Annotated in this window: 17 protein-coding genes and 8 pseudogenes; all 25 read right to left on the bottom strand. The window is 29.8% G+C overall.

All coding sequences use genetic code 11. The features are described from left to right. Window positions 1-24 precede the first annotated feature (24 nt). On the bottom strand, window positions 25-444 hold the full coding sequence (gene fliW, locus PL321_RS16140) for a flagellar assembly protein FliW (protein ID WP_273962676.1): 420 nt from the start codon (window positions 442-444) through the stop codon (window positions 25-27). 9 nt (window positions 445-453) lie between these two features. Then, window positions 454-855, bottom strand: coding sequence for a flagellin (locus PL321_RS16135; protein WP_273962675.1), 402 nt, complete (start codon window positions 853-855; stop codon window positions 454-456). Further along, window positions 840-986 carry a hypothetical protein gene (locus PL321_RS16130; RefSeq protein WP_273962674.1) on the bottom strand — a complete coding sequence of 49 codons (147 nt, stop codon included), beginning with the start codon at window positions 984-986 and terminating at the stop codon, window positions 840-842. Before PL321_RS16130 ends, PL321_RS16135 begins: the two co-directional genes overlap by 16 nt. A 20-nt stretch (window positions 987-1,006) precedes the next feature. Beyond that, window positions 1,007-1,312, bottom strand: a complete 306-nt coding sequence (locus PL321_RS16125) for a flagellin N-terminal helical domain-containing protein (RefSeq protein WP_273962673.1) — start codon at window positions 1,310-1,312, stop codon at window positions 1,007-1,009. 43 nt (window positions 1,313-1,355) lie between these two features. Continuing rightward, window positions 1,356-1,886 carry a flagellar basal body rod C-terminal domain-containing protein gene (locus PL321_RS16120; protein WP_273962672.1) on the bottom strand — a complete coding sequence of 177 codons (531 nt, stop codon included), beginning with the start codon at window positions 1,884-1,886 and terminating at the stop codon, window positions 1,356-1,358. Beyond that, entirely contained in the window at window positions 1,873-2,247 is a 375-nt protein-coding gene (locus PL321_RS16115; protein WP_273962671.1) for a FlgK family flagellar hook-associated protein, read from the bottom strand. The genes PL321_RS16120 and PL321_RS16115 overlap by 14 nt, the downstream gene beginning before the upstream one ends. Window positions 2,248-2,269: 22 nt before the next feature. Next, window positions 2,270-3,091 carry a flagellar hook-associated protein FlgK gene (gene flgK, locus PL321_RS16110; RefSeq protein WP_273962670.1) on the bottom strand — a complete coding sequence of 274 codons (822 nt, stop codon included), beginning with the start codon at window positions 3,089-3,091 and terminating at the stop codon, window positions 2,270-2,272. Window positions 3,092-3,143: 52 nt separating this feature from the next. Beyond that, window positions 3,144-3,569 carry a flagellar protein FlgN gene (locus tag PL321_RS16105; protein ID WP_273962669.1) on the bottom strand — a complete coding sequence of 142 codons (426 nt, stop codon included), beginning with the start codon at window positions 3,567-3,569 and terminating at the stop codon, window positions 3,144-3,146. Beyond that, a complete protein-coding gene (flgM, locus tag PL321_RS16100; protein WP_273962668.1) occupies window positions 3,566-3,847 on the bottom strand; it encodes a flagellar biosynthesis anti-sigma factor FlgM in 282 nt (93 codons plus the stop codon). The genes PL321_RS16105 and flgM overlap by 4 nt, the downstream gene beginning before the upstream one ends. Before the next feature lie 65 nt (window positions 3,848-3,912). Beyond that, window positions 3,913-5,009 (bottom strand): annotated as a pseudogene (gene fliY / locus PL321_RS16095) (flagellar motor switch phosphatase FliY). Beyond that, window positions 5,002-5,989, bottom strand: a pseudogene (gene fliM / locus PL321_RS16090) (flagellar motor switch protein FliM). Before fliM ends, fliY begins: the two co-directional pseudogenes overlap by 8 nt. Window positions 5,990-6,002: 13 nt before the next feature. After that, window positions 6,003-6,391, bottom strand: a pseudogene (locus PL321_RS16085) (chemotaxis protein CheW). A 14-nt stretch (window positions 6,392-6,405) separates the two neighbouring features. After that, window positions 6,406-6,764: pseudogene (locus tag PL321_RS16080) on the bottom strand (response regulator). An 18-nt stretch (window positions 6,765-6,782) separates the two neighbouring features. Beyond that, complete coding sequence (locus PL321_RS16075) at window positions 6,783-7,268, bottom strand: chemotaxis protein CheC (RefSeq protein ID WP_273962667.1); 486 nt, start codon at window positions 7,266-7,268, stop codon at window positions 6,783-6,785. Between the two features lie 2 nt (window positions 7,269-7,270). After that, a complete protein-coding gene (locus PL321_RS16070; protein WP_273962666.1) occupies window positions 7,271-7,378 on the bottom strand; it encodes a chemotaxis protein CheC in 108 nt (35 codons plus the stop codon). Between the two features lie 13 nt (window positions 7,379-7,391). Next, window positions 7,392-9,375 (bottom strand): annotated as a pseudogene (locus PL321_RS16065) (chemotaxis protein CheW). A gap of 1 nt (window position 9,376) precedes the next feature. Next, window positions 9,377-10,149 (bottom strand): annotated as a pseudogene (locus PL321_RS16060) (CheR family methyltransferase). Window positions 10,150-10,153: 4 nt separating this feature from the next. Next, window positions 10,154-11,196: pseudogene (locus tag PL321_RS16055) on the bottom strand (protein-glutamate methylesterase/protein-glutamine glutaminase). 2 nt (window positions 11,197-11,198) lie between these two features. Continuing rightward, window positions 11,199-11,681 (bottom strand): chemotaxis protein CheD, encoded by a 483-nt coding sequence (locus PL321_RS16050; RefSeq protein ID WP_273962665.1) that lies wholly within the window; start codon window positions 11,679-11,681, stop codon window positions 11,199-11,201. 79 nt (window positions 11,682-11,760) lie between these two features. Continuing rightward, window positions 11,761-12,066 carry a chemotaxis protein CheW gene (locus tag PL321_RS16045; RefSeq protein WP_273964634.1) on the bottom strand — a complete coding sequence of 102 codons (306 nt, stop codon included), beginning with the start codon at window positions 12,064-12,066 and terminating at the stop codon, window positions 11,761-11,763. 108 nt (window positions 12,067-12,174) lie between these two features. Then, on the bottom strand, window positions 12,175-13,140 hold the full coding sequence (locus PL321_RS16040) for a FapA family protein (RefSeq protein WP_337960868.1): 966 nt from the start codon (window positions 13,138-13,140) through the stop codon (window positions 12,175-12,177). 61 nt (window positions 13,141-13,201) lie between these two features. Continuing rightward, window positions 13,202-13,411 carry a flagellar assembly protein A gene (locus PL321_RS21790; RefSeq protein WP_443110818.1) on the bottom strand — a complete coding sequence of 70 codons (210 nt, stop codon included), beginning with the start codon at window positions 13,409-13,411 and terminating at the stop codon, window positions 13,202-13,204. Beyond that, entirely contained in the window at window positions 13,363-13,545 is a 183-nt protein-coding gene (locus PL321_RS21785; protein WP_443110817.1) for a flagellar assembly protein A, read from the bottom strand. Before PL321_RS21785 ends, PL321_RS21790 begins: the two co-directional genes overlap by 49 nt. Window positions 13,546-14,096: 551 nt before the next feature. Beyond that, window positions 14,097-14,348: an ArsR/SmtB family transcription factor gene (locus PL321_RS16035; RefSeq protein ID WP_273962664.1), complete on the bottom strand. Its 252-nt coding sequence runs from the start codon at window positions 14,346-14,348 to the stop codon at window positions 14,097-14,099. 76 nt (window positions 14,349-14,424) lie between these two features. Next, window positions 14,425-17,948: pseudogene (gene nifJ / locus PL321_RS16030) on the bottom strand (pyruvate:ferredoxin (flavodoxin) oxidoreductase). Between the last annotated feature and the right edge of the window lie 84 nt (window positions 17,949-18,032).

Here is an 18,032-nt window from a genome sequence, read left to right as displayed (position 1 = left end):
TTATTTTTTCTCCTTGTTTTCTGGTTAATATGAGCATGATATCTCCTGCCTTATACTATATTTCTTTTCATTTAATATTACCTGTTTAGCTTGATTATTTTTTATATTTACTACAATAGGTGCCAAAAGATTAGCTGTAATTTTATTTTCTCTAACTGTTATTACATTGTATACCATAACATCTTTATAGTCATTAATATCTAATTCCATTAATTCTGTGTCTGATAACTCTATTTCATAATCCTTAAAGTAATCCCAAGGTGTAATGATTAAAAGTGCTATATCTTTTTCTTCAACACTTTGTAAACATTTTATATTTGAATCTTCAATATCTATTATTACGTATCTTTTATATTCATCAAGGCCTGGTATACCATCTTTAAAATTAATAATGCTGTCTTCCTGTATATTAATATCTCCAAAGAATTTAGTTGATATCTCCATAACTATCTCCTACCTTAAAAAGTCTAATAAGCTTGGTTGTAATATTTTAGCACCAGTTTGTAGTGATGCCTGATAAACACTCTCCATTACTTTATATTCCATAACCTTTTGTGCTATATCTATATCGTAAGTTTTAGCTAAAAGCTGAGTCATATTAAAGGTTTCCATATCATTTTTCTGCATCATATCCTCAAGTCTCTTTTGTTTTGCACCAACTTCAGCTCTTATTTTCAAAATATTATCCATTTCTTTATCTAAATTTCCAAGTTCATCTGATGCACTTTGACTTTTATCTAATTTATTTATTATATCTGTTAGTACCTTAAAAAGACCAACTTCAGAAGTTGAAGATTGAGTTGCATTAAAGTCACATCCCTTTACTGCTACATCCATATCTACTCCAAAGGACATTTCCTTTTTAATCCGTTATTAGAACCGTTATATATAATATTTCCATCTGAATCCTTTTTAAATGGAGGTTCTGTTGTTTTATCTCCACCAAATATATATCTTCCATCATAGGAAGTATTCCCTATCTGCATTATTTGATCCTTTAATTGTTCTATATGTTTTTTAAGGCGTGCATTTCTGTCTCAGTATATCCACCATTACCACTTTGAATAACCTTTTCACGTACTGTTTGAAGTGCATCTCCTATTTGACCTAATGCAACATCCACAGTATCAAGCCATCCAATTCCTTCTTCTATATTCTTTTTGTATCTTTCATTTGCTTCAATTGATGCTTTAAGTTCCATTGTTCTAGCAACTTTAAAGGGGTCATCTGATGGTTTTTGTACAGTATGTCCTGATGACAATTGATTTTGAAGCTTCTGCATCTCTTCTAAGTTTACCCTTACATTATTCAAAAATTCTTAGAAAGTACTTTATTAGTAATACGCATCTAATCACCTACCTTCTTAAAAGTCCATTGACAACAACGTCAAGAAGTTGATCTATTACACTAATCATTTTTGCATTTGCTTCATACGCCCTTTGAAATTGAAGCATATTAGTCATTTCTTCATCTATGGAAACGCCAGATACCGATTCTCTTCTTATTACAAGTTGATCTACTAAGTTTTCTTGGTTCTTAACCATTCTCTTTGCCTCTTGGTTTGAAACACCAAGTTCAGATATAGTACCCTTATAATATCCTTCTATTGTCGAACCTGATGCGTTGCTTGTCATTTTTAAATTAACTAAATCTAAATTAACACCCTTATCTTTGCTTTTAAAATCGTCTCTACTTTTTAGTTCAGCTATATTAAATCTTGTATTTCTAAGTTGACCTACAAGAAGGGCCCTTTCTCCATTTCCTGAATATGAGCCTGTTTTACCAGCATTTATCTTATCTAATTTACCATTTTTTATATCATCTACTAATTTTAAGTCCTTTGCAGCAACATCGCTTGTCTCTGCTATTGCATCAAAAGTTGCCAAAAGCTTCACCTTTTTCATTAGTACCATCATTATGGATTGTGTTAACTGCAATTGCAATTCCCTTTGCCAATTTATTTAGCTGATTTTTATATTTATTAATTTCATCTGAGAGTGCCTCTAATCCTTTAAAACTTCCGTTAGCAAACTTTACAGGCTTTATACCACTTTGACCCTCTAAATCTACATTAGGATTTTTATTTTCTCCTTGTCCATAAAAAATATGTGGCATAATATTTAAAATTTTATTTGGATTATCCTTATCTACTTGAAAATATTTTTGTATGTTTTCTTGATTTATTTCTATTTCTTGAGATTCAAATTGATTATTAAAGTCTCCATTTATAAAACCTTTAAATTTCACTGTAACAGGTAAGTTTATAGTTTTAGGAAATCTTTTTATTAATTGAATTACCATTAGAATCAGTAATAACAGCATCACTTATAAAATACATGATTTGTTCAACTTTAGTATCTGTTATTAGTTTAACTTCCCTTGTTTTTGTTATTCCATTTTCGTCTACATAGTCTTCATATCCATAAAGTTCTATTCCATTAAAATCTGTAGGCTTTGTTTTAATTGAAAATCTTTGTGAAAGTTGGTCAAGTAATAAGTCCCTTCTATCCATTAAATCATTTGGATTTTTTCCACCTATTGTTACAGCTTTAATTTGTTCATTTAAATCAGCAATTTGCTTTAAAATACTTGAAACTTCAAAAACTTGATTTTGAATTAAATCAGATATACTTGCTTCTATATCTTCAAGTTGTGTATAATTATGCCTTATACCTTCACAAAGTGCTAAGGCATTACTTCTTACGAGTTCTCTTGAAGTTGAGCTTTCAGGGTTAGTAGCTAACCCCTGCCAAGCATCCCAAAAACGAGTTAAAAGTGTACCTATACCTGTATCAGATGGTTCTGTAAAAACCGTTTCTATCTGTGATAAAAATTGTTCTCTTGCTTTGTAATTTTCTAATGTACTTGTTTCTTTTCTGATATAAAAATCTAAAAATTCATCCCTTGATCTTGTTATGCTATCAACTTTAACTCCTGTACCTATTTGCCCTGGTTCTGCTGATGTTGTCAAAGATGGCATACCAAAGGGTGTCGTTGTTTTAAGGTTTGCTCTTTGAACAGAATAACCTTCTGTATTAGCATTGGCTATGTTGTGTGAAACAACGTGTAATGCTGTTTGTTGAGCTTGCATTCCCTCTTTGAAACGTTAAATGTATTAAAAAGTCCGCTCATAAATGATCCTCCTAAATAGTTGTGTTGAATATACTTTGTACAGATTCATCTACCTTTCCCGTACCTTTATAAGTTACAATTTTATTATCTTTGCTTAAAAGGTTTGTATACATTTTAATGTAGGATAAAGATTGTTTTGTTAACAATGCATTTAATTCATTTTTTTCTTTTATAATTTCAGTTAATCTTGTAAATTCATCAATAAACTCCTCATCAACTAACCCTTCATTAATAAGGTCATTTGCAGTTTTATTACCATATATATCCTTTCTTTTTCTTTCTAACTTTGATAATTCTAAAGCTAAATTTTTCTTTTCTTCTATTATATAAAGCAATTTTGAAGATTCATTGTTAAGTAATACTTTTCTTTCATCTTCTAATAAAGCTTCAAATTGTTTTAATATATTTAATTCAGAAATTAAGATTTCCTTTATCATTTTTGTTCACTTCCCTTTAATTCTGAGAGTATTGATTTTGCTATTTTTTCAGTATCGATTTCATATTTATTATTTTTTATTTGAGCTTTTATTTTATCTATTTTTTCGTTAATGATATCATATTCCTTAGCCATATTAAAATATTTTGAAATCTCTTTGCTAACATCAGAAATTTCAATCGAATCTGATTTATTTAACTTTTTCTTATTTCCCTCGCTATTTACTGTATTCTTCTTATATATATTAATAACATTGTTAGTTGAAAAGTTAATTTTCATTTATACCACCTCATTAGGATTATCGTATTAAATTTATAAAACTTTAGAGTAAAAAGTCTGCAGATTTATTTTCCCTGCAGACTTTTTACTCTTTCAGCATTGCTAACTATACTTGTTATTCTAACACCAAAATTTTCGTCAATTACTACAACTTCCCTAAAGCTACTTTTTTACCATTAACAAGTATTTCAACAGGTTCCTCTGTTAATTTATCTAATTCAACAAGTGAACCGACAGATAATTCTAAGATATCTTTAATTGTTTTTTTAGTTCTACCTAAAACTACGGATATTCTCAAGTGGTACATCAAGTATTAAATCTATGTTTTTAACTTCATTAGTTGCTATAGGTGTAAGAGGTGCAAATTCTGCCTTTTGAACATTGTATTGTGGTTTATTAATCTCTTGAGGTGTATAATTTACTTGATGAATACTTTCATTTGTATCAATAAAATAGTCTTCAATAATTTGATTATTATCAAAAGTTTGTTCTGGTTCTTTTGATACTTCCTCTCCATTACCAGTTAATTTATTTATAATCATTTTTGCAGTTTGTATAGGCAGAAGTAACATTATCTCACTATCAACTAAAGCATCAATTGTAAGTCTAAAAGAAATTTTTACTATCTCATCATCTTCTAAAATTTTGTCTGATAATTTATTATTTTTTCATCCCACACTGATGCAGTAGGTGGCGAAATGTTAATTGGCATATTTAACATTTGTGAAAGAGAAGTAGCTGATGAACCAATCATTTGATTCATAGCTTCTGATACAGCACTTATTTCAATTTCTGAAAGTGTATCCGCTTGTCTTGTACCATCACCACCCATCATTAAATCAGCTATAACAATTGCATCAGTAATCTTTATAAGTAAGAGATTTGCTCCTATTAATCCTTCAATATATTCTACTTCAACAGATATGATAGGAACATCAAATTCCTTTTTCATTTCACGTAATGTTGTTAAACTAACTCTTGGTGTAGTAATATTAACCATTCTGTTTATAATAGTTGATAGGGCAGTTGAAGCAGAGCCCATAGATATATTACCTATCTCACCAAGTAAATCTTTATCGGTTTCTGTAAGTGTTTCTTTTGGTGAAAAACCACCATTCAAAAGAGCGTCTATTTCCTCTTGCGAAAGTAGTCCATCATTCATATTCTTCCACATCCTTATCTATAATTTCTGCTATTTGTACACCCATTTTTTTACCAACAACACCAGGGTATACTTTATAATGTAGATTGTTTTCTATATAAAAATTTAATGTACCATTAATCTTGGTATCCAGCTTAATACAGTCACCCACTGTTAAATTTAAAAAGTCTTGTACAGATATTATTGACTTACCTAATTCAACGTGTGAATCAACTTCAACACCCATAATATTTTTCTCAAGTTTTTTGTTGTTTCAATATTTGATTCTTTTTTATATTGGTTTTATACTGTATGACTAATTTATCAATAAATTTTTCTATAGAAATATATGGTATACACATATTTATAAAACTTTGATTATTATTTATTTGAACTTGCATCGTTATTAATTCAACAGGTTCGTTGGGTGCTAAAAATTGATTTAATACAGGGTTAGTTTCTAAAGAATCAATCTTGGGCTCGACATCTATAATATCTTCCCAAGCAAGTTTTAATCCTTCAAGCATCTTATAGTTAATTTTCCTAATAATATTTTTTTCTATTTCTGTAAATTCTCTAACCTTTATAATTTCCTTACCTTCTCCTCCAAACATTATATCAATAGTTTGGAAAACAAATTGAGGACTGGTTTCAAATAGAAACAATCCATTAAAGGGTTCTAAGAAATAGGATATAAGTATTGTAGGGTTTGATATTGAATGAATAAATTCTTCATAGGTTATTTGTTCTGCAGATATAACTTTAATTTGTACTGATGTTCTTAAATTTGCTGTAAGGTAGTTAGAAGCAATTCTGGCAAAATTTTCGTGTACCATTTCTAATGTTTTAACGTGTTCCTTTGAAAATTTATTTGGTCTTTTAAAGTCATATTTTTTAACCTTTTGTTTAGTTTCATCTGCTTTTTCTTCAAGACTTAATTCGCCTGAACTTAAGGCAGACAGGAGGGCATCAATTTCGCTTTGAGACAGTATTTCTCCCATCTTATCCCTCCTATTACTTTATTAAATTTTCACCATCTAACAAAGTTACAATATAATCTTTAAAATTAATAACACCCTTTATAAAAGTATTTTCATTATTTATTTTTTCAAGCATATCATCTGTAATGTCTACAACCTCTTGAACACTGTCAACCATAAGTCCAACTTTTTCTTCCTGAACTTCTACAATAATTATATTTTCCTGTATTCTATCGGAATTTACATTTAAATACTTTTTAAATCTATTACAGATATTATATTTCCTCTTAAGTTTGCTAAACCAGAAAAATAATATGGTGACTTTGGTACAGATGTTATATTCATCATTTTTTCTATACCGTGAACAAGTCTTGTTTCCAAAGCAAATCTTTCTTTACCAATATTAAAGATTACTACTTGCATTATAAATCAACTCCTTAACCAAGCACCTTCTTTAATGCTTCTAAAACTCTTTCAGGTTGGAATGGCTTTACAATGAAGTCTCTTGCACCTGATTTAATTGCCTCCATAACCATTGCTTGCTGTCCCATTGCTGAGCACATTATGATTTTTGCATTTGGATCGAATGATTTTATTTCTTTAACAGCCTGAATACCATCCATTTCAGGCATTGTTATATCCATTGTAACAACATCAGGTCTTTCAACTTTATATATCTCAACTGCCTTTGCACCATTAGGTGCTTCTCCTATAACTTCATAACCATTTTTGTTAGTATGTCCTTTAACATCATTCTCATAAATGCTGCATCGTCAACTATTAATACTCTTGCCATTTTTTATTCCTCCCTTTATCATAAGCCTAATTTATTTAATAAAATATCTAATGAACCAGGTTTTGGTATAAAGAAAAAGTTACCTGCAATTTCATTGTTATCTACTATAAATTTTGTGTCTATAGCTAAAATATTTTCGCTATATTGTTCGGCATCCATAAAAGTTGTTGTCATAATTGCTGCCAGCATATCCACAGCAACTGAAGGTACAGATGTCAGTACAGACATATTTGCTAACTGTGCAATAGCATTTAAATATGAATTACCTAATATATTTCCAACTTCTTGAAATATTGAATATATCATATCCTCATTTATTTCAGTCATTCCAAACATAAGTGCATTAGTAAACTTTTCAGCTTCTTCATTTTTAATCATAAATAGTATATTTCCAAGAACATCTCCAAACACCTTTAATAGAACAGCTACAACTACATCATCATCATTACCTACTCTTTTTATCATATCGTTAAATTCCAAAATGTCAAGCTGAGGTATTTCCATATCTACTTTTTATTTATTAACTGTGATAATGCGGTTGCAGCATTACCAGAACCAATATTTCCAACTTCCTTAAGTGCATCAATTTGAAAATCTGTTAGCTTTAAATCCATAGAATCACCTACTTTATACTATTGCAGCGACATCTAAAATTAAGGTCACCAAGCCATCACCTAAAATTGTCGCTCCTACATATTCCCTTAAATTTTGAAGCAATTTGCCAATTGGCTTAATAACAATTTCCTGTTGACCCATTAATTCATCGACAAGTAATCCAACAGTCTTTTCTCCTGTTTTAACAATTACAATATACTTATTGGTCGAGTCAATTGGATTCAAATCTAATTTGTCTGATAAACGTATTATTGGTATTATTTTGTCTCTATATAGAATTACTTCTTTGTTATTTGTTAATTTTATTTCATTAACATTTATATTTATCACTCTATCAATAAATCCTAAAGAAATTGCAAAAGTTTCACCTGACACTTTAACAAGTAATGCCTGAATAATTGAGAGAGTTAGTGGTAATCTAATTATAAAAGCAGTACCTTTTCCTTTCTCACTTATAACCTCAACTGTACCACCTAAGTTAGAAATTTTTGTTTTAACTACATCCATTCCAACTCCACGACCTGATATATCAGTTACCTTTTCACTTGTACTAAATCCTTGCATAAAAATTAAATTTTTAATATCATTCTCAGACATACCCTCTGTATTTATTCCTAAAGATTCGGCTTTCTTTTTAATTTTTTCAATATCAAGGCCCTTTCCATCATCTTCAATCTTAATTACAGCTTTATTTCCTTCTTGATATGCAATCAACTTAATTGTTCCCTTTGGAGATTTACCAAGCTTGATTCTTTCTTCGGCTTTTTCGATTCCGTGGTCTGCAGCATTTCTGATTAAATGAACAAGAGGTTCACCAATTTCATCAATAACAGTTCTGTCTAACTCAGTTTCTTCACCTTTAATTATCAATTCTATTTCTTTTCCTAATTCCTGAGATAAATCTCTTATCATTCTTGGGAATCTATTAAATACTCGTTCTATTGGTAACATTCGAACCTTCATTACTAAATCTTGAAGGTCTGAAGTTATTCTACCAACTTGTTCCAATGTCTCGTGTAATTCACCTAATCTATAATTGTTACTAATCTGTTCCAATCTTGTTCTGTGAATAACTAATTCACCAACAAGATTCATAAATTTATCTAACCTTTCTAAGTCAACACGAACTGATTGATGGGCTTTTTGTTTTTATCATCTTCTTTGCTCTTTATATTCACCTGTTTATTGGTATTTGTAATAGCAACATTGTTAGTTTCGACCTTAGTAACTGATTGAGGTTTTATTTCTGATTCATAATTAGCTTTTTCTAAATTTCCAATAGGTCTTATATTTACCTGCTTAATTTCAGATATATTCATAATCAATTTTTTTACTTCGTCATCCTTCTTTTCAGTTAAAAACATAATAAAAAATCTGTCATTAAAATTTTCTTGTTCGAGGTCATCGACTGAAGGTACTGTTTTTATTATTTCTCCTAAATCTTCTATAGTCTTATAAACTAAGAAGGATCTTGCTGATTTTAAAAGACAATCATCTGTTAGAATTACCTCTGCTACATAAACATTATAGTTTTTTTCTTTTGCTTGTTTAATTATATTTTCATCATATATATTTAGTGTAAAATCAATATCGGATATTTTGTCATTTTCCTCTTTTTTGTTTTCTCCTACTCCTTCTAAAAGACTGATTAAATCTTCAATATTTTCCTTTTCATCATTTCCATCTCTAATATTATTTATCATATTTTCTAATGTATCTAAACACTTGAATAGCACATTAATTATATTAGAATCAACCTTTAAAACATCATTTCTGAATTTATCTAATACGTTTTCCATTTTATGAGTTAGCTCAGCAATATCATTGAACCCCATACTTCCAGCCATACCCTTTAAGGTATGAGCTACTCTGAAAATAGAATTAATAATGTCTTTATTTTCAGGATCCTTTTCTAGTTCGAGAATATTCTCATTTAAAGTTTGTAAGTTTTCAGTTGATTCCTCTAAAAAACATCTAAATATTGGGACATATCCATATTAATTACCTCCCGGTTTTCTATATATAAATGTTGATGCTTTTTCATAGCCAAATTCTTTATAGTTGTAGATACTTTCTGTAGCACCTACAAATAATAGACCTCCAGGTTTTAAGGAATTGTAAAAGTTCTTATAGATATTATTTTTGGTTTCCTGTGTAAAATAAATAACTACATTCCTGCAAACAATTAAATCAAATCCAGTTTCATATCTATCTAATATTAAATCGTGTTTTTTAAATGTCACTCGTTTTTTATATCGTCTGATATATAAAATTTCTCATCTTTTTGGGTAAAATACTTATTTAAAGTAGTATCGTCTACATTTCTAATTTCATTTTTATTATAAACTCCTTGTTTTGCAACTTCTAATATTGTTTGATCAATATCAGTTGCAATTATATTATGTTTTTGTTAGGAGTTAGCTTATCCATAATTATAGCTAAGGTATAGGGTTCAGCCCCTATAGAACAAGCTGCACTCCATATTTTTAAAGTGTTTTTTTCGGGTTTTAAATAATCTTTAATTTTTGTTCTAAATCTAAAAATAACTCTTTGTTTCTAAAAATTCTGATACATTAATTGTTAAATGATCTAAAAACTTTTTACTCAAATTTGCATCACTTGATAGTTTAGAAATAAATTCTGTTTCATTTTTAGCACCTGAACGCTGTATAAAATTTTCAATACGTCTTGTTAGCTGTTTAGACTTATATGCTGATAAATTTATTCCATATTCTTTTTGAACAAACTTTTCTATTCTTTCGAATTCCATTGCTTCACGCCCTCTTTAGTAGTTTTAATATATAATCAAGTATATTGTTTTCGTGTAATACAACATCAACACAGCCTGTTTGAATTGCAGATTTTGGCATTCCAAAAACAACTGAAGATTCTTCATCTTGAGCAATTACAAAACCACCGTTCTTCTTAATCTCTATTACTCCTTCAGCACCATCCTTGCCCATACCTGTAAAAATTGCTGCTATGGCACCTGATTTATAATAATGTGCTGCACTAATAAACAATTTATCAACTGCTGGCCTTACACCGTGAATTTGAGGAGTTAGATCAAGATGTATTTCGCCATTAACAACAGTCATATGATATCCACCTGGTGCTATATAAACAGTATTTTCTTTAATTTTTGTTTATCAACTGCTTCTATAACCTCTAAATTACTTGCTTTATTCATTCTTTCTGCGAAGGCTTTTGTAAAACCAACAGGCATATGTTGCACAACAAGAACAGGTATGTTTATGTCTTTTGGTAGCTTTGTAATTAAATCAAATAATACTTTTGGTCCACCTGTTGAAGCACCTAAAAGTAAAACGTTATACTGTCCACGATTAATTGTATTTGGTTTATGATTTATGATATTGATAGTTTCTTTTATACGATTGATTTTTGATTTATTTTTATATGAATATGCATATCTTATTTTTTCAGCAATATCGTCCTTAACTTTATTAATATCAAGGGATATACTTCCAGATGGTTTTTGTATAAAATCAAAGGCACCTAATCTTAAGGCTTCGATTGTAATATTAGAGCCCTCACTTGTTAAACTACTAAGCATTATAATTTGTGCATTTGAAAATTTTTTTAATTCAATTAATGCCTCTAAACCATTTATTTTAGGCATTTCAACATCGAGTGTAATTACATCAGGGTTTAGTTGTCTGGCTTTCTCAATAGCTTCCATTCCATCTTTTGCAGTAGATATTACCTGCATATCCTTTTGAGAATTTATAATATCGGAAATCATTTTTCGCATAAAGGCTGAATCGTCAACTACTAGAACTCTTATTTTTTCAAACATAACTACAGCTCCTTTACACCTAATCCAGTGATTCTAAGAATTACAGAACCTGTACCTGGATCGACAATCATAGTTCTTCCTTTGTTTCCACCAACATCTTCTGAAATTATTGGTATATTTAATTCCTTCAATATTGATTTAACAGCTTCTTCATTTCGTTTACCAATATCCATCATTGGACTTTTATCAGCAAAGCTAAACATACTTGCACCGCCAGCAATTTTTGCTTTTAAGTTATTTCTACTTGCTCCAGATGAAATTAGTTTTTGTACTAACATTGGAATGGCAGTATCGGCATATTTCATTGGATTATTTAGATTTGAAAACGCTTTGCTGTCTGGAAGCATTATATGTGATAATCCAGCAATTTTGTTAAAACTATCTATTAAAGCTATTCCAACACAAGAACCTAATCCCAATGTAATTAGTTTATCTGGTGATTTAGCTATATTCATATCTCCTATGCCAACTTTTATTTCTTGCATTTATATCTCTCCATTTATAGTGTTGTTATTGTATTTAGTTCTTCGTAAGACAACAATTTTTCTGTATCAATTTTCATTATTATTCTATCCTGCTTTTTATAATTCCATTGATATATTTATTTGAGTAGCTATTAATTATTTCCGGTGTTGATTCCAATTCATTTTCATATATATCTATTACTTCTTGAACATCATCTACTAATAAGCCTATAGATTTTGAATTATTTCTCACTACTATTATCTTAGAATTTATATTTTCATTTGACTGGAGTTTAAATTTAATATTTAAATCAATAATTGGAAGAATAGATTCTTGGTATTTAATTACCCCTCTAACAAACATAGGTGCTTCTGGAACCTTTGTTGGATTAACATATCCAAGTATTCTTTCTATTTGACGAATATCTACTGCAATTCTTCATTATTTAGCTTAAAAACAACAACTTTTTCAATAGACATAAACATCACTCCTAAAGTTTAAAGTTTTCTACAATTAACTCTCCCTTTTTATATAGGCCTTTAACTTTTTAACAGGTTCATCAATCTTAAATTTAATTTCATCAAAAATTAATATCGTATTTTGATAAGCTACATCGGCTTCTATTACACCCTCCTTAGTAGTTTTTAGCGTAGTTGTAACACCAAGTGTAGAACCAACTTCACTTACCTTGATGTATTTTTTAGCTTCAATCTTTCCTCCCCTCAGTACACTTGTCGTTTGCTTAAATATTACTGAGTTTTCTGCATTTATATTTGTATTATAGCAACCGCTACCTAATATTTCTACATTGTTTGTAGAAATAATATTAGAATTTTGACAATACATTACATAAATATTTGCTGGAGACATATCAAATGCAATATTTTGTAATAAAGAATCGACATATTTCATTGCATTGTTTATTAAATTTGCATCACCACTAATTTCCATAGATTGTAGTTGGTTTTGTACTGTCTGAAGTTGTTTTTTTAAATTCAAATCTATCTTAGGCAAATTTATTAAATTGTTGTATGTTTCATTAATTTTATCCTTTTCATTTTTAAACTTTGAAATTATTAGTATCTTAAATATTTTCGAAAATTTATCTAATGTAATTTGTTCGTTGTTTTTGCTATGTATAATTTCAGTTAACGCTTTATAAAGTTTTAATAAATAATCTTTTATGTCATTTAAATAATTGTATATTGACATATATATAATAGTTTCTGCACCAACAACTAAATTTGAGCCAATAACATTACCAGATACATTAATATCAGAATTTGAATAAATTTCTGATTGATTTACATTACCCTTTATTATAATTTCTTTACCTGCTATAATTTTTATCCCTTCCAAAACATTACCTTCAATATAAATAGATCCATTGTATTCGATATTTCCTATTTTTTTATCAATATCTCCCTTAACTTTATAGGTTGGAAAGACACATATACTATCATTTTTTATTCTTGGCATACCTGAGACTTGTGCTATAGCACGTTTAAAATTATCTAATACTTCACAACCAGGTCCTTTTTTATTTTTTTATTTCCCTTTTTCTTGGGAGTATTGTTTTTCCAAAAACATCAAACCCGACTATTCCATCCTGTCCTGAATGAACTATTGCTAATACTTTACCAGCTTCAACGAATTCTACTTCTTTTATTTCATTATAATAATCGATTTTATTTTCTATTTCTAAATATTTATCTTTATTAGTTTCGCCATTAGTTTCATCAAAAAATATTCTATTTTATCATCAACTGGTTCAACAGGACTTTTACCTTGTGCAATTATACCATAGCCGAATTTTATTATATCATTTAAATTTTCCCACCTTATCCCGTAAACAATTTTATTTTCATTTAAAAATTCATTAATAAGTTTTTTACTTCAGAATCAATAAGATTATCGTTTGTAAATTCAAAATCCAAATACAAAGTATTGGATTTTGAAGTATTTTTCAAACGCCAACTTTTTAATTTATTTGTATCAATTTTTAAAATGGCTTCAAGGCCATTATTATTAATTTCTAAATTAAATAATTTTTTATAGATACTATTATCTAATGAAACATCAATAATATCATCTGGTTTGATTTCATAGGATTCTTGAATTATTTTTCCATTAATTTTGATTAATAAATGTTTATTAAATGATATTTTGATAAAATTATTCCCAAGATAATAAATTAATTTATTATCAGAAATTTCGGCATAACTTACCCCTTCAATATTTATAATGTTTTTTCTAATATCATAATCTCACCCCTAATTAAATATTAATAATTTTTACAAAAATTTCAACTAAAATTAAAAATAAATTTAATAAAATTAAAATAGCTGGTAAAATACCAGCTATTTTAATTTATTCTAAACAGTCACAATCTGACTTTTTATATGGACATTCTTTTGGTTTTTCTAAAAGCTTTGTTATTTCATTTTGTAAAAATTCAAAGGTTTCCCTGTTAATTGAATAAAAATCCATTTTCCTCTTCTCTGTGTACTTAAAAGTTCAGCATCACTCAATATCTTTAAATGATGCGATACTGCAGGCTGGCTTAAGTTTAAATTACTACAAATATCACAAACACACATATCGCAGCAAGCGAGCATTTTGATAATTTTTATCATATTTTCATCAGAAAGTGCTTTTAGTATATCGACTAACTCCAAATTTATCACCTTACCTCTTTTAAATTTATGTATAGGTATATTATATTATAAAATAAAAGGCACTGCAATGCAGTGCCTAAAGCAATTAATCTTGTGCTAATTTTTTATAAGTTTCATATCTTTCCTTTAAATCTTTTTCAGCCTTTTGATACATTAATTCTGCAAGTTCAGGTTGTACTTTTGATAGGGCTGCATATCTTACTTCTCCCATTAAGAAATCTCTAAGTGGCATTGTTGGTTCCTTTGAGTCCAAAGTAAATGGGTTCTTGCCTTCTTCCTTAAGCATAGGATTGTATCTATACAGATGCCAATATCCTGCATTAACTGCACGCTTTGCTTCTTCCTGAGTATTACCCATTCCTATCTTTATTCCTTGATTTATACAAGGTGAATATGCTATTATAACTGCTGGTCCATCATAGTTTTCTGCCTCAATCAATGCCTTCAAATATTGATTTTTATCTGCACCCATTGCAACTTGTGCAACATATACATAACCATAGCTCATTGCCATCATACCAAGGTCCTTCTTTCTGGTTTTCTTACCAGATGCCGCAAATTGTGCAATAGCTGCAGCTGGAGTTGCTTTTGATGATTGACCACCAGTATTTGAATAAACTTCGGTATCTAATACTAAAATTTTAACATCTTCACCTGACGCAATTACGTGATCTAATCCACCATATCCTATATCATAAGCCCATCCATCTCCACCTATTATCCAGGTTGATTTTCTTGATAGATAATACTTATGCATTAAAACATCATCTACAACCATCTTTATATTTTCATTTGAAGCTTTATATGATTTTAATTTTTCAACCATTGCCTCAGCAACAAGCCTTGACTGTTTTTTATCATTGTGATTATTTATATAACTTATAACCGCTTCTTTAACTAATGAATCATCTATCATTTCAACTATACTTTGTAATTTTGTTACCATTCTTTCTCTTATTTGTTTCGCTCCTAGATGAATTCCTAATCCATATTCTGCATTATCTTCAAATAGTGAGTTTGCCCAGGCTGGTCCATATCCTTTATCATTTTTACAATAAGGAGTTGACGGTGCACTTCCACCATATATCGAAGAGCAACCTGTTGCATTTGCTATAATCATCCTATCACCATATAGTTGAGTTAAAACTTTAATGTATGGAGTTTCACCACAACCTGCACAAGCACCGTGGAATTCAAATAAAGGCTGTTCAAATTGGCTTCCCTTTATTGTTTCTTTGTTCATTGGATTTGGCTTAACTGGTAAACTAAATGCGTAGTCGTAATTCTTTTGTTCGTGCATTTGAGTCTCAATTAATTCCATTTCAAGAGCCTTAGTTTTTGCTGGACATACTTGAACACAGTTTCCACATCCTGTACAATCAAGTACACTTATCTGTAATGTAAAATTATATCCTTCAAAATTCTTTTCTCCACCTGCTTTTAAGTGTTTAAATCCCTCGGGTGCATTTCTAACTTCTTCATCTGTTAATAAGAATGGTCTTATTACTGCGTGAGGACACACAAAGGAGCATTGATTACATTGTATACAGTTTTCTGGTATCCATTTTGGTACCTTAACTGCTATGCCTCTTTTTCATATCTTGTCGTACCTGCTGGGAATGTACCATCTTCTATTCCAATAAAAGCACTTACAGGTAATTCATCTCCCTTTAATTTATTCATAGGTTCTAATATTTTTGTATAAATTCTGGTTTATTTTTATCTTCTTTAATATTTACATCAACATTACTCCAATCTTTTGGAATTTCAAGCTTAACTAAAGATTCTATTGCCTTATCTATTGCGGTATGGTTCATTCTAACAACCTCTTCACCCTTTAGACCGTAATTTTCAACTACTGCATCCTTTAAGTACTTAACTGCATCTTCAAAAGGAATAATATTAGCTAATTTAAAGAATGCAGTTTGCATTATCATATTAATTCTACCACCTAAGCCTATTTTACTTGCAAGGTCAAAGGCATTTATTGTATAAAAATTTATGTTCTTTTCAGCCAGTGTTTTTTTCATTTCAGCCGGAAGTTTTTCAGGCAGCTCTTCTTTAGACCACATACAATTTAATAGGAATGTTCCACCATCTTTTATTCCTTCTAAAACATCATATTTATATACATAAGATGGATGATGACAGGCAATAAAATCTGCCTTTTTAATTAAATAAGGAAGTTTGATTGGTTTTTTACCAAATCTTAAATGTGATACTGTTACTCCACCAGATTTTTTAGAATCATATGAGAAGTAGGCTTGTGCATAAAGGTCTGTTTTATCACCTATAATTTTTATTGAACTTTTGTTTGCCCCAACTGTACCATCAGATCCAAATCCAAAACTTACAAGAAACTGTTCCCTCTGGAGTAACATCTATTTCTTCTGCAACAGGTAAAGATGTATATGTAACATCATCTACAATTCCTATTGTAAATTTATTCTTAGGCTCATTAAGTTTTAAGTTTTCAAAAACTGCAATTATTTGTCCAGGAGTAGTATCCTTTGAGCCTAAGCCGTATCTTCCTCCAACTATAACAGGCCTTTCTTTCATATCATAATACGCTGCTCTAACATCTTCATATAGTGGCTCACCTAATGAACCTGGTTCCTTTGTTCTGTCTAAAACAGCTATATACTTAACTGATTTAGGCATTTCGTTAATGAAATGTTTCATTGAAAAAGGTCTAAATAATCTAACCTTTAATACACCAACCTTTTCACCTTTTGAAATTAAGTAATCTACAACAGTTCTCAATTGTTTCGCAGACAGAACCCATTGCAACTATAACTCTTTCAGCATCTGGTGCTCCATAATAGTTAAAGGGTTTATAGTTTCTTCCTGTTAGTTTGTTAATTTCATTCATATATGACTCAACTATGTCTGGTACAGCATCATAAAATCTGTTTGCAGCTTCTCTTCCTTGGAAATAAATATCTGGATTTTGTGCTGTTCCTCTTGTAACGGGACTTTCTGGCCTTAAAGCTCTGTTTCTAAATTCCTGTAAAGCTTTATAGTCTACTAATTTTGCTAATTCATCATATTCAAGCACTTCAATCTTTTGCATTTCGTGCGATGTTCTAAAACCATCAAAAATGTAGAAAAGGTACTCTGGATTTTATTGCTGATAGATGAGCTACTGCTCCTAAATCCATAGCTTCTTGTACACTTGCAGATGCAAGCAGTGCAAAACCTGTTTGTCTTGCGGCCATCACATCTTGATGGTCTCCAAAAATTGATAGTGCGTGAGCTGCTATTGCTCTGGCACTTACATGAAATACACCCGGTAACAATTCGCCAGCTATTTTGTACATATTTGGGATCATAAGAAGTAATCCTTGCGATGCAGTAAAGGTTGTTGTCAATGCTCCACTTTGAAGTGAACCGTGTACCGCACCAGCAGCACCTGCTTCAGACTGCATTTCTATAACTTTAACCTCTTGACCAAATATATTCTTTCTTCCTGCTGCACTCCATTCATCTACTTTTTCAGCCATATTAGAAGATGGAGTTATTGGATAAATAGCTGCTACTTCAGTAAATGCATAGGCAACATATTGCTGCGGCAGTGTTACCATCCATTGTTTTCATTTTTCTTGTCATATTTACCCCTTCTTTCCTATAATTATATATTTATTATACAGTAACAAAAATTATTATCAACAAAAAGTTATTCATTTGTATTAT

It is taken from the genome of Caloramator sp. mosi_1 (assembly GCF_028622835.1).
Classification (GTDB): Bacteria; Bacillota; Clostridia; order Clostridiales; family Caloramatoraceae; genus Thermobrachium.
This window is presented reverse-complemented; position numbering and strand designations above follow the sequence as displayed.